The sequence below is a fragment of the Psychrobacter sp. TB67 genome, assembly GCF_000511065.1.
GTDB lineage: Bacteria > Pseudomonadota > Gammaproteobacteria > Pseudomonadales > Moraxellaceae > Psychrobacter > Psychrobacter okhotskensis.
This window is the reverse complement of sequence record NZ_AYYA01000066.1, coordinates 1-24,842: the sequence shown is the minus strand read 5'-3', so window position 1 is coordinate 24,842 and position 24,842 is coordinate 1. Positions and strand designations below refer to the sequence as shown.

Sequence of the window (24,842 nt, the reverse complement as noted above, 5' to 3'; positions counted from 1 at the left end):
GCTTGTATAATGTTAAATGGCAAAAGTGCAATATATTAGTATTTAAATCTAACACACTCTAATTCAAGTAATTTTTTCTTACAATGGATAGATATTGAAACATGGATTCCTAATTTTTTACTAAACATACGTTCATTATAATAACTTCTTTGTTTTGAATATTATAAAATGGTTAGTCGCTCCCAAATAAATCGCGAGTGAATACCTTGTCCGCGACATCTTCTATATCAGCAGAAAGTCTATTGGCTACGATAACATCACTAATTGATTTGAACTCTTCCAAGTCCTTTATCACTTTTGAGTTAAAAAACTCACTCTCTTCCAGCACTGGCTCATATACCACGACTTCTATGCCTTTTGCTTTGATGCGCTTCATAATACCTTGTATCGCAGAAGCTCTAAAATTGTCTGATCCACTTTTCATGACCAATCGATGTATGCCCACGATTTTTGGCTGTTTTTCGATAATTTTATCAGCAATAAAGTCTTTGCGAGTTCTATTAGAATCGACAATAGCTTTTATAAGATTGCTCGGGACTTCATCATAATTTGCCAATAGCTGCTTAGTATCTTTGGGTAGGCAGTAGCCGCCATAGCCAAATGACGGATTGTTATAATGATTACCTATACGTGGGTCTAAGCCAACGCCCTCAATGATTTGCTTGGTGGACAGCCCAAACGTCTGCGCATAAGTATCCAGCTCATTAAAGTAAGCCACACGCATAGCTAGATAAGTGTTTGAGAACAGCTTAATGGCCTCAGCTTCTGTCGGCTCAGTAAACAGCAGTGGTACGTCCTTTTTTATCGCCCCTTGTAATAGTAAGTTTGCAAACTGTTCTGCGCGCTCCGATTGTTCCCCGACGATAATTCTAGAAGGATAAAGGTTATCATGTAGCGCTTGGCCTTCTCTTAAGAACTCAGGGGAGAAGATGATATTATCGGTGTTATAGCGCTCTCTTACACTCATAGTATAACCAACTGGCACCGTTGACTTAATAACGATTAACGCCTGTGTATTGACTGATAATATCTCTTCAATCACCGCTTCTACGGTTGAGGTATTAAAATAATTGGTCTTAGGGTCATAATCAGTTGGTGTGGCTATAATGATAAAGTCTGCATTTTCATAGGCTTTTTTAGCATTTAAAGTAGCGGTAAAATCAATGGCCTTGTTTAATAAAAAATCTTCAATATCTTTGTCTTCAATTGGTGATTTTTTAGCATTGAGCATATCAATTTTTTCAGCAACCACATCGACCGCGATCACTTCATTATGCTGCGCTAGTAGCATCGCGTTTGATAAGCCTACGTAGCCTGTACCTACTACTGATATTTTCATAATGCATCCAAATGATTGCTAAGTTAGGTTTAAAAGCGTTAGCGTTAGCGCTTAGGTTTGTTAGTATCTGCTAGCACTGAGTTAGGCAAATAAGCTGAGAATTTATCTCTCATGGCCTGACTGACCCTCATATAAGATTCTGCCTCAAGTAAATCTAAGCTTTGAATACAGCCGTACTTGATAGCATTATCCTCTAACGCGGCTATAAAGCCCTTAACACCATCATTATTCTTTAGATAGTTAATAGACGTATCGGGTTTCAACTCGGCTTGGCCTTTTTGGATTTTTAAATGATTCATCAGGGTTATAGGGTTGACTTGAGCTACGTCTCTGAATTTATATTTAATTTGGCTTTCTAAAAATTGTGGATGGCTAAGCAGATAGTTTTGTAGTACCTTTTTATCAACGATATGTGGATAATGGTGAATTTCAAAGAACTCATCCATATTCAATATTTTGGCACTTAACATCTGTGCTACGGTGTGGCTTGGTTGTACTGGTGTTGCCAAGAATTTAAATCGAGATTTTCGGAAATTGAGCTTGGCATTCAGAACTGTACTTTTACGCCAATGACCATGAATCACAAGCTTTTCTTTATCCAAAAAATCCTCTATAGCGACGGGCTGATTAAAAAAGAAATCGTCGTTCATATAAATAAAATAATCGGATAAGCCTTCAATATTACTTATCATAGTTTCAATTGAGCGAGTATTGAAAGTAGGCAAAAATTCTTCATAGCCTAAAAATATATCTTTATGATCAATAATACGTATTTTATCCATGGCACAGATATTTTGTTTGGCAAACTCATCTATAAACGTAGGCTGCTGTTGATCGCTAACAATATAAATATGACGACAAAAAGGAGCGTACTTTAGAATAGAAGCAATATTATAATATATTTCATCATCACTAGCGAAACGGGTGGCAGTTATCGCATCTGAGGCCACTGATTTGTCGGACTTGTATTGGTTCCTCTTTGCTTTTAGGATCGGGTCAGCACCATCTACCCAAGCAATCACGATATCTATCTGCTCTTCACCAGCTGCTGTCATGAGTGTTCCTATCGTTTTATTACCAATACGTTTATATAGTCAATCTACTGTAAAAAGGTTACAGCGTTAACCTCGCTTGAGGTATGAGCTATACCTCTGCACGCGTTTGCCTTGTGCCACTTTTAAATTTAAGCGACTATAGTCAAGGATAAGGCTAATTATTAATTTAAACATTGTTCAAGTATTCACAAAGCACTTATTCAGAAATTGAGCCCCAATATATTAAGCCCTTATAGATAATCATATCTAATCGCGCGCTTATTCACTTTGTTCGTGGCATTTGGCTTAAGGCCAGTATCTAACAGGTTTCCGCTATTATAAAAGATAAAAGTCTGCTAATGACACCTAAGTGAGTGGGACAGGTAATATATTGTATCAATGCTGTTCATTCTAAACAGGCGATATATTTAAAAAGTTTATCAAACTAAAAGTAGGGGAGACTATCATACAAGGCAAGATTGCTGCAATAATTAACGGATAAGCGACGCTTTGGCAATCCACGCAACCTGCTTGTTCTTTATCCATATTAAAAATACGAATTTATACAACAACGGCAATTATATTAAGATCGCTATGATGCAACCCATTATTCTACTGATACTAAAGGCGCTTGAAGGTCGCGGTGCTGAGCGCATGGTCACGACCTTGGCACGGGCCTATGCCGATTTAAATTACGACGTCCATGTACTTTGTCTCGAATATACCCGAGATATGCCATTAGATTCATGCGTGCATGTTCATGTGGTGCCGTACGATCAAGTGTTTGCTGAGCAAGTATTTGCACCCGATTCCGAGCAAGCAAATGCCTATAGAGCGGTGGCGCAACGGATAGATGAGTATGTACTCGGCAATATAGGCGTACCTGATCTTATTCTAGCCAATATCTACAAAATCAACTGCATAATGGCGTATAGCCAATTAACAAATATCATCAATGTATTGCATACGGCAGTGTCCAGACAGTTTCAAGAGAAGCTAATCAGCGATCTGCAAACAACCATTACCCACCTAAAAATGGTGTATGGTGCCCATTCGTGTAGCTGTGTTAGCGATGGTGCACGACAGGATTTGTTAGCATTGATAGGCAATGTGAATAAGACGACGACCATTTATAATCCTTGCGCTATCGATGATATAAAAAAAGCAGCTAAGCAGCCATTGGCTCTCAGCCAGTTCGGTATTACGTATAAAAAATATATGATTCACGTGGCCTCATTCGATAGTATGAAAGGTCATCATGAGTTATTGCATGCTTACGCCAAAACAGCACGCAGCTATCCTTTAGGTTTGAGGGTTTTGGTTATACCATCGTCGAGGCACAAGCGCTAGGCGTACCGATAATCAGTACAGATTGTCCGTTTGGCCCAAGAGAGTTGTTGCCGGCGCAGAACCTAGTCTCCCTAGGCGATATCGAGGGCTTAGCATCGCTGATGAATCAAGTAACGGCTCATCCGCACAGTTATCTTCAACGACACGAGGTAAGCCGGGCGTTAGTTCTATATTACCTTTCCAGATTTTTACCGAAGCCTCTTTTATTCGTTCAAATGTTGAGTAAACCATCGGCATCGCAAGAACTCGAATAAAGGATTGTTGACAGGGTCACTGCCAATAAGGTATCAGCCAAGGACTTGGCTTTACGTGGCGATACCATTTACCGCCGCCGCCTTTAATGGCATCTGGCGGGTTAATCTCACCATGAAAGACAACAATTTTTGCACCATCAGGCAGCGTAGGCGTACGTACCAAATTAAGAGGAATGGGCGCGATACATTGGTACTTGAAGCTGACGCACCACGTCTTATCCCAATATTCTAAGTGGTGATGCTCACGTAAGTAATTGGATAAATAAGCTTGCTCATGACGAACTTGAGTACGAATAGTCTCAAAGTTACGTTCAAAGTTTGTCAGCAAATCAGGGTAGGTGTTCATCCCAATATTAAAGCGATAAACCGAGCTATTACCAATCATCCGCCATGGCTTTTTCCAGTCACGAATGATGACGACGCTATCATCGTATTTGGCTTTATAAGTAAAAAAGCTATCAATATTATCAACGATAACGATATCGATGTCTAAGAATAAGGCGACACCTTTAAGGCCATATAGTTCTGGCTTAAAAGTGGTGAGTTTCTTCCAACCACGCTCCGGTCCTGCTGGTAAATCCATCTCAGGGATAGGATGACAAATGACCGCAGGGTCGATGCCCGTGCTGTCATCGGTTAAGCAAATCATCTGAAAATCTAAGGTCAAATGGCGATTGACCATATTGTATAGACGGTTGACGTATTCAGGACCGTACTTATCACCCCATTTCATACAAATAATATATCGCTGTCCCGCTCGCGAAGTATCTTTTTTGGTTCTATTTTTTGATAAGTTTTCGGCTACGTCAGTTACCATGGTGTACTCGTATTGATATGAATAAAAAAATATTACATTCAAAATTAGGAGGCATGAAAGTATGAGTCAATGTTAGCACAGCTGTCATTGGCGATATGTTTAAACGTTTAAAAATTTGTATGGTTATTACTGCTGATCATCGTTAGGAAGTTTTTTATGATCATCTTTACTATTAGAAGGCAATGAAGAATGAGACTGGTTGGTACGAATAAAATTTGCCAATACTGTGTCATCAGCGCGATAAGGATTGCCCAAAATAGGGATATGCTTAAAACGTCGATAGCCCCACATATAATGACTGAATTTGTCTTCTATCATATATTGCATTGCTTGATTGAGGGCGTAGGCAGCGACAGACGCATCACGGTTGTAAAGGGCAGGATCATCAAGTCGGTAACAATAAATATCGAAACCCCGTCCGTCGTCACGGCGAATACAAGATAAGCCGACCAGCGCACACTTGGTCTTGCTAGCGAGTTTGGAGGCGAGCGTACTGGTTAAGGTCTCAATACCAAAAAAAGGCACGACAACGCCCCCTGAGGGATCGGGGACATGGTCGGGTAGTATAATACTAAAGCCCCCTTGTTTGAGGGTCTTAAAGATGGCTTTGACACCGCTACCATCAGTGGGTACTAGCGTGGCGTTAAGGCGTGCTCGACCTTGTAGTATGAAGTCGTCGGTCAAATTGCCCTTGGCTGGCTTGTACATGATGGTCGGTGAGCCAAATTGATTAAGCCACGCGTTCATCATCTCCCAGGTACCGAGATGTGGAACGATAGCTAGCATACCATTGGTACTAGCCAGTCCTTCTAACAAAATGTCTTTGTTATGCACATCACGAATCTGAGCGATACTCCACTCAGGTGGCATCGCCCAGCTTTTGATAGACTCGATACTGGTCATAGACTGATGATAAATAATGTCTTTGACTAAAGCCTGTCTTTGATTATCTGGTAGTGCATGATGAATCAGCGCCAGATTAATATTGACAGTACGCATAATACTCAGACTGGGTATTTTTACGATTACCCAAGCAACAAAACGTGCCAGTATCTGTAACACAGACAGTGGCACGAATTTGAAAACATCATACGGATTCATGACCATTCACATGATAATGAATCACATAGCAAATCAGTTAAAACACATCTGAGCATCATGAGACCATTTATTTAGCAGGTTATTTGGCATCAGCCTGTGCTTTTTCGCGCACACGAATACCAAGATCACGTAGCTGCTTGCTATCAACTTCAGCAGGTGCTTGAGTTAGTGGACACTCAGCAGTTTTGGTTTTTGGGAAAGCGATAACATCACGAATAGAGTCCGCGCCTACCATCAGCATAATCAAACGATCTAAACCAAAGGCCAAGCCACCATGCGGAGGCGCACCGAATTTTAGCGCATCAAGTAAGAAGCCAAACTTGTCTTCAGCTTCTTGCTCACCGATACCTAAAGCTTCAAGTACAGCTTGTTGCATATCAAAAGTATTGATACGTAAGCTACCACCACCAACTTCAGTGCCATTCAGTACCATATCATAAGCGATAGAAAGGGCAGCTTCAGGATTGGTTTTTAGCTCTTCAACAGAACCTTTTGGCTTCGTGAATGGATGATGCATCGACGTCCAGCGACCATCATCAGTCTCTTCAAACATTGGGAAGTCAGTCACCCAAAGTGGTGCCCACTGACAAGTGGTCATCTCAAGGTCTAGACCGATTTTTTGGCGTAGGGCACCGATTGCATCGTTTACGACACTGGCTTTATCTGCACCAAAGAAGATAATATCATTGCTTTCTGCACCAGTACGCTCAATTAAGCTTACCAACACATCGTCGGGCATGTTTTTAATGATAGGAGACTGCAAGCCAGACTCTTTATCGACACCGTTATTGATATTAGCTGCGTCATTGACTTTGATATAAGCCAAACCACGTGCACCATAAATACCGACAAACTTGGTATAAGCATCGATTTGCTTACGGCTGAGTGATGCGCCACCAGGAATACGTAGAGCAGCAACACGACCTTTAGGATCGTTCGCAGGACCGGCAAATACTTTGAAATCAACGTCTTTCATTAAATCGGCAACGTCGACCAATTTTAATGGAATACGTAAGTCAGGCTTGTCTGAGGCATAGTCACGCATCGCTTCAGCGTAAGTCATACGTGGGAAATCTTCAAACTCCACATCCATCATGGTTTTGAATAAATGCTTAATCAAACCTTCGTTAATGTTCATGATTTCTTCTTCGTTTAAGAAAGAAGTTTCAATATCCACCTGAGTAAATTCAGGCTGACGATCGGCACGTAAGTCTTCGTCACGGAAGCATTTAGCGATTTGATAATAACGGTCAAATCCTGACACCATTAACAATTGCTTAAATAGCTGTGGCGACTGCGGCAAGGCAAAGAAGTTACCAGGACGTGTACGAGAAGGCACCAAATAATCACGCGCACCTTCTGGCGTTGCACGAGTCAAGATAGGGGTTTCAACGTCTAAGAAACCATGGTCATCTAAATAGCGACGAATCGTTGAAGTGGCTTTGGCACGGAACACCATGCGCTCTTGCATTTGCGGACGGCGCATATCAAGGTAGCGGTATTTCAAGCGCAAGTCTTCTGATACCGTGGTTTTCTCATCATTCAATGGGAACGGTGGGGTTTCAGATTTTGCCAATACTTCGATTTCTTTCGCCAGTAGCTCAATCTGACCACTGGTCATATTATTGTTTTCAGTACCTTCATAACGGCGACGTACGCGACCGGTAATTTTTAGCACATATTCAGGACGTACCGCATCAGCAGTAGCAAAGGCTTCTGGGGTATCAGGATCCACGACTACTTGCAAGATACCAGCGCGGTCACGCATGTCTAAAAAAATTACGCCACCGTGATCGCGACGACGATGTACCCAACCTACGATACTAATGGTTTGCTCAATGAAGCTTTCGGTTACGGCTCCGCAATATTCGTCTCGGTATTCGCTATGCGTCATAGTGCTTTGCGTCATAATAAGGTTATCCAGTTGTCAGCCCAATTCGAAATACAATAATGCAGCCATTGTTGCGCGATTCAAGCGATGCGCAAAAAAAAGCACAAACAACGCGATTAAGACAAATGGTCATCACGTTGGCTGCAGAAAATATGATATAAACGCATATTATGCCTAAACTGCCTTTGTTATACAACCAGCTAAGTTATACAACTAGCCCAGTCCAATCAAAACACACGAGCGCGTCGGTCTCGAGAGTCGGCATCAAAGGTATTTATTCAGTAACATCTGTATTGGGTTAAATATTGTCATTTTGCTTGAAAATATTGCGAAGCGTGCGCATATCAACCGCACGCTAATAAAAACAGCTATAGTCATTCCACTATAAAAATATTACTGCGTTGACCTCGCTTGAAGTATCACCTATACATCACCACTCGGTTGCCTTGTACTACTTTTAAATTGAATCGACTATATATAGATATATCTACTGACTTGAGGATTTGTATTATGCTATTTCATCCCCCCAAAAACCCTGTTGAGCTAAAAGTACTACATCTGAATGAAAGCCAAAAGCAACGCCGTGAAGATCTTATGGAGGCCACTCAAGGCAAAGCTGCTCTCAAGCAATTCAAAAAAGCCATGGCTAAAAAAGCCAAGCAAGCGCTAAAAGCCAAAAGTAAGAAAAAAAACGTGGCTGATAAACATCAGGTCTTTGTCCTCGATTTTGATGGTGATATCAAAGCCACGGCGGTCAAGCATCTTCGTGAAGAAATCAGTACGCTCATCAGTACTGCCAATAAAGGTGATGAAGTCGTGGTGCGCCTAGAATCAGGTGGCGGTTTGGTTCATGGTTATGGATTGGCAGCGGCACAGTTGGCGCGTCTAAAAGATGCCGGTCTAAAACTAACGGTCTGTGTCGATAAAGTCGCGGCGAGTGGCGGTTATATGATGGCATGTGTCGCGGATAATATCGTCGCCGCACCATTTGCCATTATCGGCTCGATTGGTGTGGTGTCACAATTGCCCAACTTCCATAAATGGCTCAAAAACCATGACGTCGATTATGAGATGTTTACCGCTGGTGATTACAAGCGTACGGTGACGGTATTTGGAGAAAACGATGCCGAAGATCGCGCTAAGTACCAAGAAGAGCTAGAGCAGACGCATGAGTTGTTTAAGCATTTCGTCAATCGTTATCGTTCAATGCTAGACTTAGATAAAGTCGCCACGGGTGAGCATTGGTATGGTGAGGACGCTGTGCATCTGAACTTGGTTGATAAACTGCAAACCTCAGACAGCTACCTTTTAGAGTTGATGGAAAACAATGAAGTGTATGCGCTGCATTCTCGTCAAAAACCAACCTTTGCTGAAAAACTAGGATTGGCTCAAGCGGCAGAAGCGACACTCAGCATAGCCATCGATAAGCTGCCAGACGCCTTAGCACGTTTTGATTTTAACAGTCGTCTGAATATTCTTAAATAGCTTTAGATATCATCAGGGTATTCAACAGCTGATATTGTAGTCGCTATATTCTGAATCGTGCATTGTTTGCATTTTGTAAAAGGCGTGTCCTAGCTGGTCGCGCCTTTTTGCTGTTTAATCGTAATTGCTGTGTTATAAATGGTGCATACAAAGCAGAGTATACGTACGTACACTATAAAGTTTTATTCAGTTTTTAATTAATGCTTGATTAAAATAATCAACACAGAAAAGGAAGTCATTATGTCTAACAATACATTGATGTTTACGGCGACAGAACATGGTCAAGCCATGCATGCCAGAGTTAAGGAATTTATCGAAACCCAAATTGAGCCAATCGAGGCGCAGTTTTGGGCGGATTGTCATGAGCAAAATCCGGATGGTAACTGGAAAAATTGGCAATGGCCAGAAAAGTATGAGAGCTTACGTAAACAAGCACGCGAAGCAGGCTTATGGAATTTATTTTTACCTGACGACACCTTAGGCGCTGGGCTTTCAGTGACTGATTATGCACCGATTGCCGAGTTGACTGGTCGCAGTTTGCTCGCGCCTTATGTATTCAACTGCAATGCCCCTGATAGCGGCAATATGGAATTGCTATGGCGCTATGGTTCTAAGGAGCAGCAAGACAAATGGATGACCCCAATTTTAGAGGGTAAAACGCGTTCGGTCTTTTGTATGACTGAGCCTGATGTTGCCTCAAGTGATGCCACCAATATGCAAGCGACTGCTGTTGTCGATGGTGATGAGATTGTTATCAATGGTAGTAAATGGTGGTCATCGGGTCTGGGTGATCCGGCTGTCGATGTGCTGATTGTGATGGCTTACACTCCTGATGATAGTAAAGGCCGTCATCAACAGCACTCTATGGTACTAGTACCGGCAAAAACCGAAGGCGTTAATATCGAGCGTATGCTCAAAGTATTTGGTGATTATGATGCGCCGCACGGTCATGGTGAAGTCAGCTTTAATAATGTCCGCGTGCCCGTCAGCCACTTTATTGGTGGACCGGGTATGGGCTTTGAAATTGCGCAGGGTCGTCTAGGGCCAGGTCGCATTCATCATTGCATGCGTTGTATTGGGGCGGCCGAAAAGTCGCTAGAGTTGGCAGTCAATCGCGGTATGCAACGCAGCGCTTTTGGTAAGCCATTACTACAATTGGGTGGCAACTTCGAGCGTATCGCTGAAGCGCGTATCAAGATTGATCAAGCACGCTTGCTGACACTATACGCGGCGCAGAAAATGGACGCCCAAGGTACCAAAGCAGCACTCACAGAAATCTCTGCTATTAAAGTCGTTGCACCGACTGTGTTACAAGAAGTGGTCGATATGGCGATTCAAATTCATGGTGGTATGGGCGTTTGCCAAGATACCATGTTGCCAAGCTTCTTTGCTCAAGCGCGAGCATTGCGTTTGGCCGATGGCCCTGATGAAGTACATAAAACCATGATTGCTAAGTTAGAGCTAAAACGTCAAGGTTTTAGCCGTCCGTCTAAATCTGCAAAAGCATAGTTATAGTTTCTGTTGTTAGGGCGTGTGTTTATCGGCTTCAATGACGGTTCGCTGAATAGCCATGCATTTAATAGCAATATATTGAACATCCATGTGCTTAACGTAAGAATTAATTAAAAATTCACTATCAAATATCGATAGTGAATTTTTATTACCAACATATTTTATAAATAAAAATGACAACAAGATAAGGAATATCTCATGGCAACTGATAATCATGCCAACAATACTGACAATGACCATCAAACACTTAATAAAGTCTTGGATAAAGGTGGCGAAGTGCGCGAAGGCGAAGAGCTTGACGCACAAGCAGTCAGCGCTTGGCTACGCGAGCAAGGCGTCGATATAAAAGGTGAGCCAACGGTTACTCAGTTTTCTGGCGGCGCCTCAAACTGGACTTATCGTCTACAATACGGCGGTGATGGTGATGGCCAAGATTTAATTCTACGTCGTCCGCCAAAAGGCACCAAGGCCAAGTCAGCGCATGATATGGTGCGCGAATATACCGTGCAAAAAGCCTTAAAAGACGCCTATCCTTATGTGCCAAAGATGGTGGCGTTATGTACCGATGAAGCTGTGATCGGTGCCGATTTTTATGTCATGGAGCGCATGGAAGGCATCATTCCTCGTGCCAATTTGCCAAAAGGCATCTATTTAGATTCTGAGCAAACGCGTGCATTGTGTACCAATGTCATCGATGCGTTGGTCGAATTGCATCAAGTAGATTATAAAGAGCATCCAGATTTGGTCACGCTAGGTCGCGGTGACGGCTATTGTGAGCGCCAAGTTAGCGGCTGGGATAAACGCTACGTCAAAGCAAAAACGCCCAACGTACCAAGCTTTGCACTAGTACGGCAGTGGCTTGGTAAGCATACGCCTGCTGATAGCAAAACCTGCATCATCCATAATGACTGGCGTTTTGATAATGTCATTTTGGCAGCTGATGATCCGACCAAAGTCATTGGTGTGCTTGATTGGGAGATGGCGACCCTTGGTGATCCTTTAATGGATTTGGGTAGTGCCTTGGCGTATTGGATTGAAGAAGATGACAATATCGTCATGCAACAGTCACGCCGTCAGCCCACCCATTTAAAGGGCATGATGACGCGTGACGAAGTGGTTGCCTATTACTTGAAGCAGACAGGGTTAGCGGTAGACAACTGGACCTTTTATGAAGTGTTTGGCTTGTTTCGCTTAGCGGGTATCGTGCAGCAAATTTACTATCGTTACTACCATAAGCAAACAAGTAATCCCGCCTTTAAGAATTTTTGGCTTATCGTCCACGTTCTCCACGCCAAATGTCTTAAGCTGATTGCTCAGTATGAAGGTGAGGCACTGTTTAACACTCATGTACAGCCACACCTAAAAGAGATGGGGGTCGACGCTACGACGATTGAGCAGCTACCGAGCCCTGTACAAAAGGTGGTCAAAGGTATTTTGCCAAAAGGCTATTTTGCCAAGAGTATTGATGCTTCTGACGAATAATCTTCTTAAAAGCAGCCGTTTAGTGAATATAATAACAAGGGATTATTTATGACAACCATCCTTCTGGCACGTCATGGTCAAGCATCGTTTGGGCAAAAGAATTATGATAAGCTCTCAGAATTAGGGAGTATGCAAGCGCAGATGCTCGGCCAGCACTATGCAACGACGCAGCGCCGCATTGACGCTATTTTTAGTGGCAGTTTAGAACGGCAAAAAGACTCGGCGCGGCACTTTTGGGAGAGTTACCAGACCTCTATTAACCATAATGGTAATGATAATGTGCCTCTTTTAGCGGCACTCGATATAAATGAGCCTGACAGCTACATCATTCCGCAGTTTGATGAGTTTAATCACAAAGACGTGTTGATTAAATCAGATCCTACTTTTGCCAGTAGATCGGCAATTGCTATTGAGATTGCCAAGGCAGAGGTTCCAGCGCGGCGCTTAGCTGAGCTGTTCGATCTGGCGATGCAGCGCTGGCATGCGGGTGATAATGATCATGACTATCTTGAGAGCTGGTCACAATTCAATAGCCGTACTCAACAAGCGCTTGAGCAAATCCGCACGCAAGTCACCAGTTTAAACTTAGATCGCCACAGTACGGTACTGGTCTTCACCTCTGGCGGTGTGATCGCTGCTATCACCGCACAACTGTTGCAGCAAGGTAGCCAGACTGCGTATCAGCTTAATAAAAGCTTGGTCAATACCGGGGTAACCTCTCTTACGCTAAAAGATCAAAGCACACGCCTGATGTCTCTCAATGAATATAGTCATCTATTTGGCGACGGTAAACGCTTCGTGACGTGGCGATAGGTGACCAGACTATTCTTTTAGTCATACACACTGGCCTAAATACATAACCATGACTCAGTGATTACTCATCAGCTGTTAGAATATAAGTGTAAGCAATTGATTTCAATACCTCATAAGTATCGTTTTATGAGGTATTGAAGCTATTTCGTTATCGTTATACAAAGGATTGGTCATGAAAAATCAATTAATTGGCTTAGTCACCAAAACCACTAAGCAAAGCCAGCAGCAGATATTGAGTGCTGTGCAACCGGCACGCTATCTTAAAGGCTTGAATAAGCAGCAAGTAGGGCGTGATAAGACCATTTTAATCACGGGTGCCAGCTCCGGCTTAGGCGAGGGGATGGCGAGACTGTTTGCCAAGCTTGGCTACAACCTCGCTATCTGTGCCCGCCGTACTGAGCGCTTAGAGCGTTTGAAGTCAGAACTGATGACCACTTATCCCAATATTCGCGTTGAATATCGCGTATTAGACGTCAGTAATTACGATGCAGTTTTTGAGGTGTTTGATGCTTTTGCCGCCGACTTTGGTGGTATCGATCGTGTGGTGGTCAATGCAGGTGTCGGTGAGAGTCGCCGTATTGGTAAAGGTCGCTTTGAGACCAATCGCCGTACGGTTGAAATTAACTTTATCTCAGCACTGGCGCAGTGTGAAGCGGCCATGAGTATTTTTCGAGCCCAGAATAGCGGCAATTTGGTCGTCATATCCAGTATGTCGGCGATGCGCGGTTTACCGAGACACCTGACCACTTATGGTGCGACTAAAGCAGGGCTCGCTCATTTGGCAGAAGGCATCCGAGCTGATATGCTGTTGACCAAATTACCGATTAACGTTTCTACTATTTATCCAGGCTATATCCGTACGGAAATTAACGAAAACGCTAAGCCGTTACCGTTTGAAGTGGATGTAGATACGGGTACGAAAGCAATGGTTGCTGCAATCGAAGCAGGCGTTCAAGAAGCTTGTGTACCTAGCTTACCTTGGGCAGTGGTCGGTCATGCCATGAAGCATTTACCGTTACGAGTGCTTAATAAGTTCAGCTGATGATGTTTTTCTTGACGTAAATTTTGGTAAAAGTAAATTCAGAAAAAAAGCCCTCTACATCATCTGTAGAGGGCTTTTTTTCGCTAATTTCTGGTATAGCAATTTAGGGTCTGTTGAACATTCAAATATTAGGACTGCTGATCGCTAAAATCGCATCAAACTAGGCGTAAACCGACGATAATGTCGAGACCTTAGCTAGGTTTACAACAACGTTTGGGGTGATTTTAGTATCAGCCTTTCAGGGCAGGGCTATTTTTTGCCGATACATGGCGAAATTATCTAACCTAGAATGACTAGGCGTCAAAAATTTCACTGCGTATTGTCTAAAAAATAGCCACTGCCAGTGCCACATTTGAATGTTCAACAGACCCTAGCAATAAAAATAAAACAGCTTCGTTTTAATCGTTATATAGTGAGTGAAAAATAATATCGAACCATCACGCACTGCTGATATCAATTTTTTTTGCTTGCTGCGCCTGCGCAGACAGAGGCTACAAAAAACCAATATCAGCAATAGTGTCGCGTTTTTTGGATATTTTGACTAAAGCGTTTGTGGGTTATCCAGCATATGCTGCTCACGTAACTTTTGGCGTAATACTTTACCAACGTTACTTTTAGGCAATTCACTCACAAATTCGATATGACGCGGACATTTATAGCCAGTCAAATTATCTAGCGCAAACTCTTTGATATCGCTCTTAGTGACATTATTGTCGGTAGGAACGATATAGATTTTGACCGCCTCACCTTGATGTTCATCAGGAATACCAATCACCGCACAGTCAATAATACCTTTACAATCTAGCATGACAGACTCAATCTCATTCGGAAAGACGTTAAAGCCTGAGACCAAAATCATGTCTTTTTTACGGTCTAATAAGGTAATGTAGCCTTTTTCGTCCATGCTAATAATATCGCCGGTACGGAAGTAACCGTCGCTGGTAAAGTCATTGCTGTTGTCTTTATTAAAGTAACCTGACGTGACATTCGGCCCTTTGATACACATCTCGCCCGCTTCGTGTAGTCCTACACGTTTACCATTGTCATCGACAATAATGATGTCAACGCTAGGTACGGGTATGCCGATAGTACCATTGAACTTACGGTCAGTGATGACATTGGCCGTACCTGCGGCCACACCTTCAGTCATCCCCCAACCTTCAACCATCGGGCAACCAGTCACTTCTAACCAGCGTTTCGCAGTCTGCTCAGTAGCAGCCATACCACCAGCTTGTGAAATACGTAACGAGCTAAAATTGAGATCTTTAAAGCTTGGTTGATCCAGCAGGCCTTTAAATAGGGTATTAACCGCAGGAAAAATATGGAACGGTTGTTTTGACAGGGTTTTGACAAAGCCCGGCATATCACGCGGATTTGGTACCAAGATAAAGGTATAGCCTGAACGCATACCCAGTAGGCTTAGCATAAAGGCAAAAATATGATACAGCGGCAAGGCCATGACCATATTAATATAGACTTCGTTAATTTCTGAGGTCACAGGGCGATACCATGCTTCTGACTGTAGCGCCGCTGCTACCACGTTACGCTGAGATAATACAGCACCTTTAGACAGTCCCGTGGTACCGCCAGTATACTGTAAGATAGCTTTTTGCTCTAAAGAGGTCTTCTGCTTTTGAAACGGTAAGTTTTTACCTTTTTTAAGGACCTCAGGGAACTTGGTTACCTCGTGCTTAGGATCATCAAGCTTATATTTGGGTACGAGGCGCTTTACCTGACGGATAACTGTATTGACCAAGATACCTTTAAGGCCCATCATGTCGCCCATTTTTGATAGGACAATACGCTTGATGGCTGTCTCATCGATGACTTGCTCCAGTGCTTGAGCAAAATTATCGACCACAAAGATAATTTGAGCACCTGAATCATTCAATTGATGGCGCAGCTCACGACCCGTATATAGCGGATTAATAGGGGTACACACATAACCGGCGCGCAAAATACCAATCATCGTTGGCAAGTATTGCGGGACGTTTGGCATCATGAGCGCAACCACACTGCCTTTAGGAATGCCTTGCGCTTGTAGCCATGCTGCAACGGCTAGGGAGGCCTTATCAACGTCTCCATAAGTGTGCGTCACACCCATGCAGATAGACAAGGGATGCTGACGGAAGCGGTCGAAGCATTCCTCATAAAGCTCTATCAGGTTTTCGTATTGGTCAGGATCGATCGTCTTGGGCACGCTTGCAGGATATTGAGCAAGCCAAGGTTTATTCACGGTCATATTTAGCGTCCTTAAATATTAATATAAGTTAAGGTCTTAGAAGAAAGTAGTCACATCCCTGTCAACACCATAAATCATTGCGTAGTAATAAACGCGGTGCTGAGTGCTATCCTAACTATTAACTGACTGCTAACATACGGTGGCCCTTACACAATTTTGTCTAATTACAAAGAATGAAGACCTTTGTAGAATAAACGGCAAATAAGTACATTTATTGATCTAAATGTCACTTAGAAAATATCGTCACGTCTCAATAACCCTTAGTCTCAATAACCCTTATAAGTTACTTTCAATAAAAACCTTATCAATTAAATTTTAGAACGTAGACTGACATATTTTGGCAATACATTAACACAAATACAACTGAAGTCAACATTATGATAAGCGTACTTCACAGTACATATATAAATTTGATAAATAAAGTGATATGTGTTGCAAGTAAAAACGATAAGCGGTAGATAAGTCAGGATAAGCTTTTCTATATCATAGAAAAAATCTAATGAAGTATAACAGTATTATATAGCACGCTGTTCGAGTCACCTTTTTTAAAATTGGCTTTACAATATATTGATGCGTTTTCTAACCAGAATCATACTTTAACGATTAGCATTCAGGGGTAGGACACAGAGTGTCAAATCAAATTTATAAGAATCAGCACTATACTTTTTTGAAGAGTTGAGCAAAGAAAAGCGCCTTACCATATAGGTAAAGCGCTTTTTACAACCAAATTTATAGAGCAGTTATATGTGACTGCGTTCAGTTTATTTATAACTGAGGGTGATCCGCGTCATGCTTTTCACGCAGTTTTTGACGCAACACTTTACCGACGTTACTCTTTGGTAGCTCGCTGACGAATTCGATATAACGTGGACATTTATAGCCAGTCAAATTATCCAATGCAAACTCTTTAATGGTACTTTTGGTGACGTTATTATCTTCTGGTACCACATAGATTTTCACCGCTTCGCCTTGATGATCATCAGGGATACCAATGACCGCGCAATCAAGAATACCTTCACAATCGAGCATGACCGATTCGATTTCGTTCGGGAAGACGTTGAAGCCTGAGACCAAAATCATATCTTTTTTACGGTCTAACAGTCTAAAGTAGCCTTTTTCGTCCATGCTAACGATATCGCCAGTGCGGAAATAACCGTCACTGGTGAAGTCATCACTGCTGTCTCTATTCAGATAGCCTAAGGTTACGTTAGGACCTTTGACACACATCTCGCCAGCTTGGTTGACGCCCACACGATTGCCTTCATCATCGATGACAATCACATCGACGCTAGGGACGGGAACACCAATCGTACCGTTAAATTTACGATCTGTAATGACGTTGGCGGTGCCTACCGCGACACCTTCAGTCATGCCCCAACCTTCAATCATCGCACAGCCCGTCGTCTCAAGCCAGCGTGTCGCTGTCTGCTCAGTCGCTGCCATACCACCGGCTTGTGAGATACGCAATGAGCTAAAATTGAGATCTTTGAAGTTTGGATTATCAAGCAATCCTTTAAATAGAGTATTGACCGCTGGGAAGATATGGAACGGTTGTTTTGACAAGGTCTTGATAAATCCAGGGATATCACGTGGATTGGGTACCAAGATAAAGGTATAGCCCGAGCGCATGCCGAGCAAACTCAACATAAAGGCAAAGATATGATACAGCGGTAAGGCCATGACCATATTGATATAGACTTCATTGATCTCCGAGGTAATAGGGCGTGTCCATGCTTCTGATTGCATAGAAGCTGCCACGATATTACGCTGCGATAAAATCGCCCCTTTAGATAGACCAGTAGTACCGCCTGTATACTGTAAAAAAGCTTTTTGGTCCAAGGCCATTCTTGGTTTTTGTAGCGGTAGGTTTCTACCTTTTTTAAGAACGTCAGGGAACTTAGTGACTTCATGCTTAGGATCGTTCAGCTTGTACTTGGGTACCAGACGCTTAACCTGACGAATAATAGTATTTACTAAGATACCTTTTAGACCCATCATATCGCCCATTTTCGATAGGACAATACGCTTGATATTGGTCTCGTCGATAACTTGCTCGAGCGCTTGGGCAAAGTTATCAACCACAAAAATAACCTGAGCACCCGAGTCATTCAATTGATGGCGTAGCTCACGACCGGTATATAGGGGATTGACAGGCGTACAGACATAACCGGCGCGCAAAATACCAATCATGGTTGGCAAATATTGCGGGACGTTTGGCATCATGAGCGCAACCACCGTACCTTGAGGTAACCCTTGAGCTTGCAGCCATGCAGCAACGGCGAGCGACGCTTTATCAATGTCGTCATACGTATGGGTGACGCCCATACAGATACTCATGGGATGCATACGGAAGCGATCAAAGCATTCTTCGTATAGCTCTACTATGCTGCCATATCTATCTGGATCGATCGACTTCGGCATGCCTGCCGGATATTGGGCAAGCCAAGGTTTATTTAACGTCATAGTCAGCGTCCTTGAGGTTTAATATAGATTAAGGTTTGGTGAGAAAGCAGTCATATCCGTGTCAATAAAACAAATCAGCGCTGACGTGAACCATTTGCCGCTGAGAGCGATAACATCCTTATCTATTGACTGGCTGCTAAGATTTTGTTGCCATTATATATTTTATATCATGATAAAAAGTGGTAAATAAGCGAAGCAACCGTATGGGTAAATCCATACCAAAAGATCTGATTGGTACGAAAAACGTCTTATTAATTACCTGTTATATCAACTAGAGAGAATATAATGATACATTTGAGTAACACATTAGCATGAATCTAATTGTAGGCAATATTAGCATGCAAGTACTGAGCAGTACATACAAAAATTAGATAATTAGATTTATATCTGAGGCAAGATAAATAAGACGCATGGTCACTAAGGCAAGGTAAACTGTTGTTTGCTATTAAAAAAACGTCGGTAAATCAGTAACGCACTGATAGTACATCCCAACGTGCTACTAACACAGATCAAGAACATAGTGATAATCTGATAGCGTACCGCTTGAGTAGGATCTGCACCCGCTAGTATTTGCCCAGTCATCATCCCTGGCAGACTGACAATACCAACCACCAGCATAGAGTTTAGCGTTGGGGTCATGCCATTAATAATGGCGGCTCTTATCTGCTCATGCACAGCTTCGAACGGGCTGGCAGAGAGACTCAACATCGTTTCAATACGTCCTTGCTGCTCATGAAAGGCCTCAATCAACTGGTTGCTGGTCAAGGAGATGGCGGTCAAAGAATTGCCTAATATTAAGCCTAATATGGGAATGACGAATTGCGGTGTATACCACGGCTGTACTCTTAATATAAGCATGATTGCGATACTGGTGACCAATACGGCTGATAGACTGACAGCGAGCAAGGTGTCAGTGAATAAACCTTTGTAGCTGCGTTTGACTCGATTTTTGGCTGCAGCACCAGCGATTACGGTCATGATAGTCAGTATGAGTAGGACTTCGTACCACTGTTCACGAGCAAAAATCCATGCCAAAATCAGACCGATAAAGCTGAGCTGAACGATGGTGCGAATAGCAGCTGTTAATAGTGTTTTGGTTAAAGCTAAACGCAGTCGCCAAGAGATGATAAGCACGATAATAATTAAACTGCTGGCAAGCGCAATATCACCATAGGTGAGGAATATTTGCATATCGTCCGTCGCGTTCATAGCGGCTCATTATCAAAGGGGTTTAAGGAGTTAAGGTGTGATGTAGGTCAATAAATATTAGGGTCTGTTGAACATTCAAATATTAGGACTGCTGATTGCTAAAATCGTCCCAAACCTTTTATCAAATCAGGCGTAAACCGACGATAATGTCGAGACCTTAGCTAGGTTTACAACAACGTTTGGGGTGATTTTAGTATCAGCCTTTCAGGGCAGGGCTATTTTTTGCCAATACATGGCGAAATTATCTAACCTAGAATGACTAGGCGTCAAAAACTTCACTGCGTATTGTTTAAAAAATAGCCACTGCCAGTGCCACATTTGAATGTTCAACAGACCCTAAATGCCGTCACTATTGGCAGCAACAGTAACGACTGAAGGCTGATGATAATGCTACCTCACTTCGGTTAAGACGCCTGCTTGCATGTGCCAATGTCTGTCGGCTAATGGCATAATGTCTTGCATATCATGCGTCACCCACAATACGCTGCGCTGGGCATCACCGCGTAACCAGTCAATCAGTAAGTATACCAGCTGGGCTGAAGTATCGCTGTCTAAAGCTGCTGTCGGCTCGTCTAATAACAGCACTTGTGGGTTTAGTTGTAAAAGACGTAAAGTGTTGACCAGTTGGCGCTCGCCACCAGATAAATAACCAGCCGCTTGCTGTAAAAAATCAGCGCGGCGTTCGAGCTTAACAAGCTGAGCGATATGCCAGTCAATATCAAAGTCAAGGTGTTGATGCGCTTGTAGGCGATAGGGCATTTGCAAATTCTCAAGTACCGTGCCTTCTAGCAATTGTGGCTGCTGAGCCAGTAGGGCGATACGCGCGCGCCACTCAGGCGGCGGCGTATTATGAATACTATGATAAAGGCTGCTATTATCACTTCTATTATTTAACTCTTTATCATTACGCAAACAGACTTTACCGCTGCTCATCGGCAGTAAGCCTGCAAGCACACGCAGTAAAACGGATTTGCCGCTGCCAGAAGACCCTGTCAAAAGGGTCACTTGACCTGCTAATAATGTACCGCTAACGTTGTTTATCAAGACTCTTTTGGGTGTCGATAATATTTGCTTAGAAGAAGCGTTTTTTCTGAATTTGCGCGTCCACTTATCATAGGTGGCAGACAAGTTATTTGTTTGTGCCCTAATAGTGGGCTGTTTATCACCAGTATCGATTAGCGTGATACGCTTACTATGGACACAGATGTCTTTAAATTCAACGATAGGCATGTCATTATCAACGCTCATAGGTCGGCATCATTATGTATTTATAGGTTGATCAATCGCTTCTTGTAAGGCCTCACGCAGTTTGTTTGGCACACGAATTGGACGCATTGGTGCAGCGCTCGCAACGGCAACATCCGGCTCTGCTCTGACTTGATTTTGCACGCAAGCGATGACGATTTTACCACTACTTAATAAGCTATTATTGGCGTTGGCGTTGTTCTTGGCACTGTTCTTGACGCTATCGGTAGAAGCGTTATCGGTAAGGTTATTATCAGTAGAGGCCTTGTCTGGACTATGACGGTGAATGCTCTGGTAAAAAACGATGCTGGCAGGTTTTAACTCGATTTTATCGACACGCACACTAATGACTTCATCCAGCAGAATGGCTCTTTTATATTGTAAGTCTGCCTGACTCACCACAAAATGCTGTACTTGACCCTCATCAGTCTGTAAGAAATACCCATTTAAACCCAGCTGGCCAAACCAATCGCGGCGGCAGTTTTCAAAAAACACCAAATGATTGGCGTGGTAGACTATACCGCCAGCGTCAGTATGGTTAATATAGACGTTGTAGTCTTTTGCAAATAATGGCGTGATTTGTTTTTTTGTCTTTGGCAAGGTGTTGGCGTTTTTGCTAATAGTGGTTGTCATAACAATGCTCAATAATTATTTTAATAAGTGTTGTGTAATCGGCCTGAGGCGCTCGCTTTCATTTAATAGCCATCGTCGTAATAACAGCTACTCTAGCTTAAGATATCAGGGCACGCAACAGTCAGGCTTGCTTACGTCTGTTATCATAGTGATTTATATACGCGTATCAGCACCGTCTTTTAATCAATCAGTATAGGATAATTTATGACCCGTTTTGTCAGTTTTAATATCAATGGTATTCGCGCTCGTCAACATCAGCTAGAGGCGGTGCGTGAGGTAATCGATCCTGATGTGATGGGTCTACAAGAAACCAAAGTACATGACGAGCAATTTCCTCTAGAGAACATAGAAAGCCTTGGCTATCACGTAGAGTATTTTGGGCAAAAAGGACATTATGGCGTGGCGCTCTTGTCCAAGGTTGCGCCTATATTTGTGCAAAAAGGCTTTCCTGGTGAAGACGTTGAGGCACAAAAGCGTTTTATCCATGCGCGTTATGAATTTGACGGTCGTGAAGTTGATGTGCTCAATGGCTATTTCCCTCAAGGTGAAAGCCAAGACCACCCGACCAAATTTCCCATGAAACGTGCTTATTATGCCGATTTGATAGCATATATCGATACCCTAATAACAGAAGGTCGCTCGCTCATCGTCATGGGTGATATGAATATTGCCCCAGAAGATATCGATATTGGTATTGGTGAAGTTAATGCCAAACGTTGGTTGAAAAACAGAAAGACCTCGTTTTTGCCAGAAGAGCGTGAATGGTATGCAGCACTAATGTCACGCGAGTTGACCGATACTTATCGTTTGCACTATCCAGAGAGTACAGAGTTGTATAGCTGGTTTGATTACCGCAGCCGCGGTTTCAACGATGACCCTAAACGTGGTCTACGTATCGATCATATCTTGTGCACCTCAGATCTAGTTGATGATTGTGTCGATGCCGGTATCAGCTATGAGCTACGTGCCATGGAAAAACCCTCTGACCATGCGCCTATCTGGTCAGCATTTAACTTAAGCAAACCCTAGGGCGTGTTGAACACTCACAAATAACATTCTATTTATAATCATAAAAACTGGAAAGTAAGGAAGTCACTATGGCTGTTGGAAATGTTGCAGTACCTGATATTATTTATCCTATCGATGGCATTAAGTTAAGTGCGACCGCTGCAGGCGTACGCTACAAAGATCGTAATGATTTGGTGGTGATTGAGATTGCTGAGACGGCAAACAGTGCCGTGGTCACGACTAAAAATACCTTTTGCGCTGCGCCAGTAAGAGTATTGCGTGAGCATTTTGCCAAAGCCAGTCCGCGCTATTTGGTCACCAATACGGGCAATGCCAATGCTGGGACGGGTGCAGACGGCAAACGCCGCGCAGTTGATATCTGTACAGCGCTGGCCAGTAAAGCAGGCGTGGATGTCAGTTCTGTGTTGCCGTTTTCGACTGGAGTGATTGGCGAGCCACTAAACAGTGAGGCGGTCATCGCAGGCTTAGATAAAGCGCTTTCCAGTTTAGCCGCTGATAATTGGCTGGTGGCGGCGAATGGTATCCGTACCACAGACACTGTCCCTAAACTTGCTAGCCAAAAGGTCGACGCCGCAGGTAGCAGCTATCATATTACCGGCATGTCAAAAGGCTCAGGCATGATACGACCAAACATGGCGACCATGCTTGGCTATGTGGCGACCGATGCCAATATTGCGGCTGATTTATTACAAGAGATGCTAAGTGCCATTAATGAGCAGTCTTTTAACCGTATTACTGTCGATGGTGATACCTCGACCAATGACTGTTGCGTATTGATTGCCACCGGTACAGCCAGCGCTGATATGATTGACAGTCCAGAACACCCGCATTATCAGGCTATAGTTTCAGCTTTGACCGAGGTGTTCGTCCGTCTGGCACAATTGATTGTACGTGATGGGGAAGGCGCTACCAAGTTTATGACTGTAAAAGTGACGGGCGGCAAGACGACGCAAGAGTGCTGCGATGTGGCGTACGCGGTTGCACATTCTCCGTTGGTCAAGACCGCGTTCTTCGCTAGTGATGCCAACTGGGGTCGTATCCTTGCCGCAGTGGGTTATGCGGGTATCGAAGATTTGGATACCGAGCAAGTCGATGTTTATCTAGATGAGGTGATGATTTGCCAAAATGGTGGTGTTGCTCCCAGCTATACGGAAGCGGCGGGTAAGACCGTCATGAGTCGTCCTGAGATTACCATTCATATTGATCTGGCACGTGGCGACGCTAGCGATACCGTTTATACCTGCGATTTGTCTTACGATTATGTCAAGATAAATGCTGATTACCGAAGTTAATGATGGTACTAAGTGCTAATTAGCAAAAAGTAGATGGTGAAAAATGGCCGGAGTAATGCTTACTTCGGCCATTTTTTATGTTGCTTAGATTAACACATGAAGTGCAATACCAAATATGAGGTGAAAAAAAGACCTAGATGCGCTAGCATCAAAGTCTTTATCCACCGACCAAAGTGAGATTGCAACCATGAACTATACGCATCTAAGCCTAGGGGAACGATACCAGATTTATGCCCTTATAGGGGCAGAACATAGTATTAATTTTATAGCGCGGGCGTTAAACAGAAGTCCCAGTACCATATTAAGAGAAATCAGACGCAATAAAAGCCTGCGCGGTTACCGAGTCAATAACGCTCACAAGAAAGCTTGTGCAAGACGATCAAACAATGCGCTCAGCATCATCGCTGACGTATGGGACTGGGTCACAGACAAGCTTAAAGAGAACTGGAGTCCCCAGCAAATAGCAGGTGTTCATGGTGGACTCAGTCATATGAGCATTTATCGCTATATATGGACAAACAAGCGTAAGGGCGGCAGGTTATGGCAGTGTCTCAGACGTAAAGCCAAGCCTTATCGGCAGCGTTTAACTGCTGAGACTCGTGGTCGTAT

20 protein-coding genes are annotated in these 24,842 nt (G+C 43.2%); 10 read left to right on the top strand and 10 right to left on the bottom strand.

Annotated elements, in window-relative coordinates; all coding sequences use genetic code 11:
- Window positions 1-172: 172 nt before the first annotated feature.
- On the bottom strand, window positions 173-1,339 hold the full coding sequence (locus W293_RS0112535; protein ID WP_025652764.1) for a nucleotide sugar dehydrogenase: 1,167 nt from the start codon (window positions 1,337-1,339) through the stop codon (window positions 173-175).
- 44 nt (window positions 1,340-1,383) lie between these two features.
- Complete coding sequence (locus W293_RS0112530) at window positions 1,384-2,394, bottom strand: Stealth CR1 domain-containing protein (RefSeq protein ID WP_025652763.1); 1,011 nt, start codon at window positions 2,392-2,394, stop codon at window positions 1,384-1,386.
- 573 nt (window positions 2,395-2,967) lie between these two features.
- Between W293_RS0112530 and W293_RS16455 the strand changes: the two genes are divergently transcribed.
- Together W293_RS16455 and W293_RS17445 are read left to right on the top strand one after the other, a co-directional pair.
- Window positions 2,968-3,723 carry a glycosyltransferase gene (locus tag W293_RS16455; RefSeq protein ID WP_227502372.1) on the top strand — a complete coding sequence of 252 codons (756 nt, stop codon included), beginning with the start codon at window positions 2,968-2,970 and terminating at the stop codon, window positions 3,721-3,723.
- A complete protein-coding gene (locus tag W293_RS17445) occupies window positions 3,639-3,977 on the top strand; it encodes a glycosyltransferase (protein WP_227502373.1) in 339 nt (112 codons plus the stop codon). Before W293_RS16455 ends, W293_RS17445 begins: the two co-directional genes overlap by 85 nt.
- Window positions 3,978-3,993: 16 nt before the next feature.
- On the opposite strand, the gene W293_RS0112520 is transcribed toward W293_RS17445, so the two are convergent.
- The 3 genes from W293_RS0112520 to aspS all read right to left on the bottom strand — a co-directional run bounded on the left by W293_RS0112520 (window position 3,994) and on the right by aspS (window position 7,789).
- Window positions 3,994-4,710, bottom strand: a complete 717-nt coding sequence (locus W293_RS0112520; RefSeq protein ID WP_407074194.1) for a glycosyltransferase — start codon at window positions 4,708-4,710, stop codon at window positions 3,994-3,996.
- A 210-nt stretch (window positions 4,711-4,920) separates the two neighbouring features.
- Window positions 4,921-5,895 carry a lysophospholipid acyltransferase family protein gene (locus W293_RS0112515; protein WP_025652761.1) on the bottom strand — a complete coding sequence of 325 codons (975 nt, stop codon included), beginning with the start codon at window positions 5,893-5,895 and terminating at the stop codon, window positions 4,921-4,923.
- Window positions 5,896-5,974: 79 nt separating this feature from the next.
- Window positions 5,975-7,789: an aspartate--tRNA ligase gene (gene aspS, locus W293_RS16450; RefSeq protein ID WP_037025616.1), complete on the bottom strand. Its 1,815-nt coding sequence runs from the start codon at window positions 7,787-7,789 to the stop codon at window positions 5,975-5,977.
- 507 nt (window positions 7,790-8,296) lie between these two features.
- Between aspS and sohB the strand changes: the two genes are divergently transcribed.
- The 5 genes from sohB to W293_RS0112480 all read left to right on the top strand — a co-directional run bounded on the left by sohB (window position 8,297) and on the right by W293_RS0112480 (window position 14,120).
- The gene (gene sohB, locus W293_RS0112500; RefSeq protein ID WP_025652760.1) at window positions 8,297-9,271 is read left to right on the top strand and encodes a protease SohB; all 975 of its coding nucleotides are present in this window, start codon (window positions 8,297-8,299) and stop codon (window positions 9,269-9,271) included.
- A gap of 258 nt (window positions 9,272-9,529) precedes the next feature.
- Window positions 9,530-10,780 carry an acyl-CoA dehydrogenase family protein gene (locus tag W293_RS0112495; protein WP_025652759.1) on the top strand — a complete coding sequence of 417 codons (1,251 nt, stop codon included), beginning with the start codon at window positions 9,530-9,532 and terminating at the stop codon, window positions 10,778-10,780.
- A 201-nt stretch (window positions 10,781-10,981) separates the two neighbouring features.
- Window positions 10,982-12,265, top strand: coding sequence for a phosphotransferase family protein (locus tag W293_RS16445; protein ID WP_025652758.1), 1,284 nt, complete (start codon window positions 10,982-10,984; stop codon window positions 12,263-12,265).
- A 48-nt stretch (window positions 12,266-12,313) separates the two neighbouring features.
- Window positions 12,314-13,078: a histidine phosphatase family protein gene (locus W293_RS0112485; protein ID WP_025652757.1), complete on the top strand. Its 765-nt coding sequence runs from the start codon at window positions 12,314-12,316 to the stop codon at window positions 13,076-13,078.
- A 172-nt stretch (window positions 13,079-13,250) separates the two neighbouring features.
- Window positions 13,251-14,120: an SDR family oxidoreductase gene (locus W293_RS0112480; protein ID WP_025652756.1), complete on the top strand. Its 870-nt coding sequence runs from the start codon at window positions 13,251-13,253 to the stop codon at window positions 14,118-14,120.
- Between the two features lie 541 nt (window positions 14,121-14,661).
- Here W293_RS0112480 and W293_RS0112475 read toward each other — a convergent pair.
- The 5 genes from W293_RS0112475 to W293_RS0112455 form a co-directional block, all read right to left on the bottom strand.
- Entirely contained in the window at window positions 14,662-16,362 is a 1,701-nt protein-coding gene (locus W293_RS0112475) for an AMP-binding protein (protein WP_025652755.1), read from the bottom strand.
- A gap of 765 nt (window positions 16,363-17,127) precedes the next feature.
- Entirely contained in the window at window positions 17,128-18,825 is a 1,698-nt protein-coding gene (locus W293_RS0112470) for an AMP-binding protein (protein WP_025652754.1), read from the bottom strand.
- A gap of 417 nt (window positions 18,826-19,242) precedes the next feature.
- Complete coding sequence (locus tag W293_RS0112465; protein WP_025652753.1) at window positions 19,243-20,034, bottom strand: ABC transporter permease; 792 nt, start codon at window positions 20,032-20,034, stop codon at window positions 19,243-19,245.
- 390 nt (window positions 20,035-20,424) lie between these two features.
- Window positions 20,425-21,282 (bottom strand): ATP-binding cassette domain-containing protein, encoded by an 858-nt coding sequence (locus tag W293_RS16440; RefSeq protein ID WP_025652752.1) that lies wholly within the window; start codon window positions 21,280-21,282, stop codon window positions 20,425-20,427.
- Between the two features lie 12 nt (window positions 21,283-21,294).
- On the bottom strand, window positions 21,295-21,912 hold the full coding sequence (locus W293_RS0112455; RefSeq protein WP_025652750.1) for a hotdog domain-containing protein: 618 nt from the start codon (window positions 21,910-21,912) through the stop codon (window positions 21,295-21,297).
- Between the two features lie 204 nt (window positions 21,913-22,116).
- Here W293_RS0112455 and xthA point away from each other — a divergent pair, with 204 nt between their 5' ends.
- The 3 genes from xthA to W293_RS0112440 all read left to right on the top strand — a co-directional run.
- Complete coding sequence (gene xthA / locus W293_RS0112450; RefSeq protein ID WP_025652749.1) at window positions 22,117-22,941, top strand: exodeoxyribonuclease III; 825 nt, start codon at window positions 22,117-22,119, stop codon at window positions 22,939-22,941.
- A gap of 68 nt (window positions 22,942-23,009) precedes the next feature.
- Window positions 23,010-24,233 (top strand): bifunctional glutamate N-acetyltransferase/amino-acid acetyltransferase ArgJ, encoded by a 1,224-nt coding sequence (gene argJ, locus W293_RS0112445; RefSeq protein ID WP_025652748.1) that lies wholly within the window; start codon window positions 23,010-23,012, stop codon window positions 24,231-24,233.
- Between the two features lie 187 nt (window positions 24,234-24,420).
- Window positions 24,421-24,842 (top strand): helix-turn-helix domain-containing protein (locus tag W293_RS0112440; protein ID WP_025652747.1); only part of this gene is annotated, 422 nt, incomplete at its 3' end.

Coding starts and splice junctions, on each gene's coding strand:
- W293_RS0112485 (WP_025652757.1), top strand. CDS start 12,314: ATGACAACCATCCTTCTGGCACGTCATGGTCAAGCATCGTTTGGGCAA.
- W293_RS0112480 (WP_025652756.1), top strand. CDS start 13,251: ATGAAAAATCAATTAATTGGCTTAGTCACCAAAACCACTAAGCAAAGC.
- sohB (WP_025652760.1), top strand. CDS start 8,297: ATGCTATTTCATCCCCCCAAAAACCCTGTTGAGCTAAAAGTACTACAT.
- W293_RS0112475 (WP_025652755.1), bottom strand. CDS start 16,362: ATGACCGTGAATAAACCTTGGCTTGCTCAATATCCTGCAAGCGTGCCC.
- W293_RS0112465 (WP_025652753.1), bottom strand. CDS start 20,034: ATGAACGCGACGGACGATATGCAAATATTCCTCACCTATGGTGATATT.
- W293_RS0112530 (WP_025652763.1), bottom strand. CDS start 2,394: ATGACAGCAGCTGGTGAAGAGCAGATAGATATCGTGATTGCTTGGGTA.
- W293_RS0112520 (WP_407074194.1), bottom strand. CDS start 4,710: ATGAAATGGGGTGATAAGTACGGTCCTGAATACGTCAACCGTCTATAC.
- W293_RS16445 (WP_025652758.1), top strand. CDS start 10,982: ATGGCAACTGATAATCATGCCAACAATACTGACAATGACCATCAAACA.
- W293_RS0112455 (WP_025652750.1), bottom strand. CDS start 21,912: ATGACAACCACTATTAGCAAAAACGCCAACACCTTGCCAAAGACAAAA.
- aspS (WP_037025616.1), bottom strand. CDS start 7,789: ATGACGCATAGCGAATACCGAGACGAATATTGCGGAGCCGTAACCGAA.
- argJ (WP_025652748.1), top strand. CDS start 23,010: ATGGCTGTTGGAAATGTTGCAGTACCTGATATTATTTATCCTATCGAT.
- W293_RS0112495 (WP_025652759.1), top strand. CDS start 9,530: ATGTTTACGGCGACAGAACATGGTCAAGCCATGCATGCCAGAGTTAAG.
- W293_RS0112535 (WP_025652764.1), bottom strand. CDS start 1,339: ATGAAAATATCAGTAGTAGGTACAGGCTACGTAGGCTTATCAAACGCG.
- W293_RS16455 (WP_227502372.1), top strand. CDS start 2,968: ATGATGCAACCCATTATTCTACTGATACTAAAGGCGCTTGAAGGTCGC.
- xthA (WP_025652749.1), top strand. CDS start 22,117: ATGACCCGTTTTGTCAGTTTTAATATCAATGGTATTCGCGCTCGTCAA.
- W293_RS0112470 (WP_025652754.1), bottom strand. CDS start 18,825: ATGACGTTAAATAAACCTTGGCTTGCCCAATATCCGGCAGGCATGCCG.
- W293_RS16440 (WP_025652752.1), bottom strand. CDS start 21,282: ATGAGCGTTGATAATGACATGCCTATCGTTGAATTTAAAGACATCTGT.
- W293_RS0112515 (WP_025652761.1), bottom strand. CDS start 5,895: ATGAATCCGTATGATGTTTTCAAATTCGTGCCACTGTCTGTGTTACAG.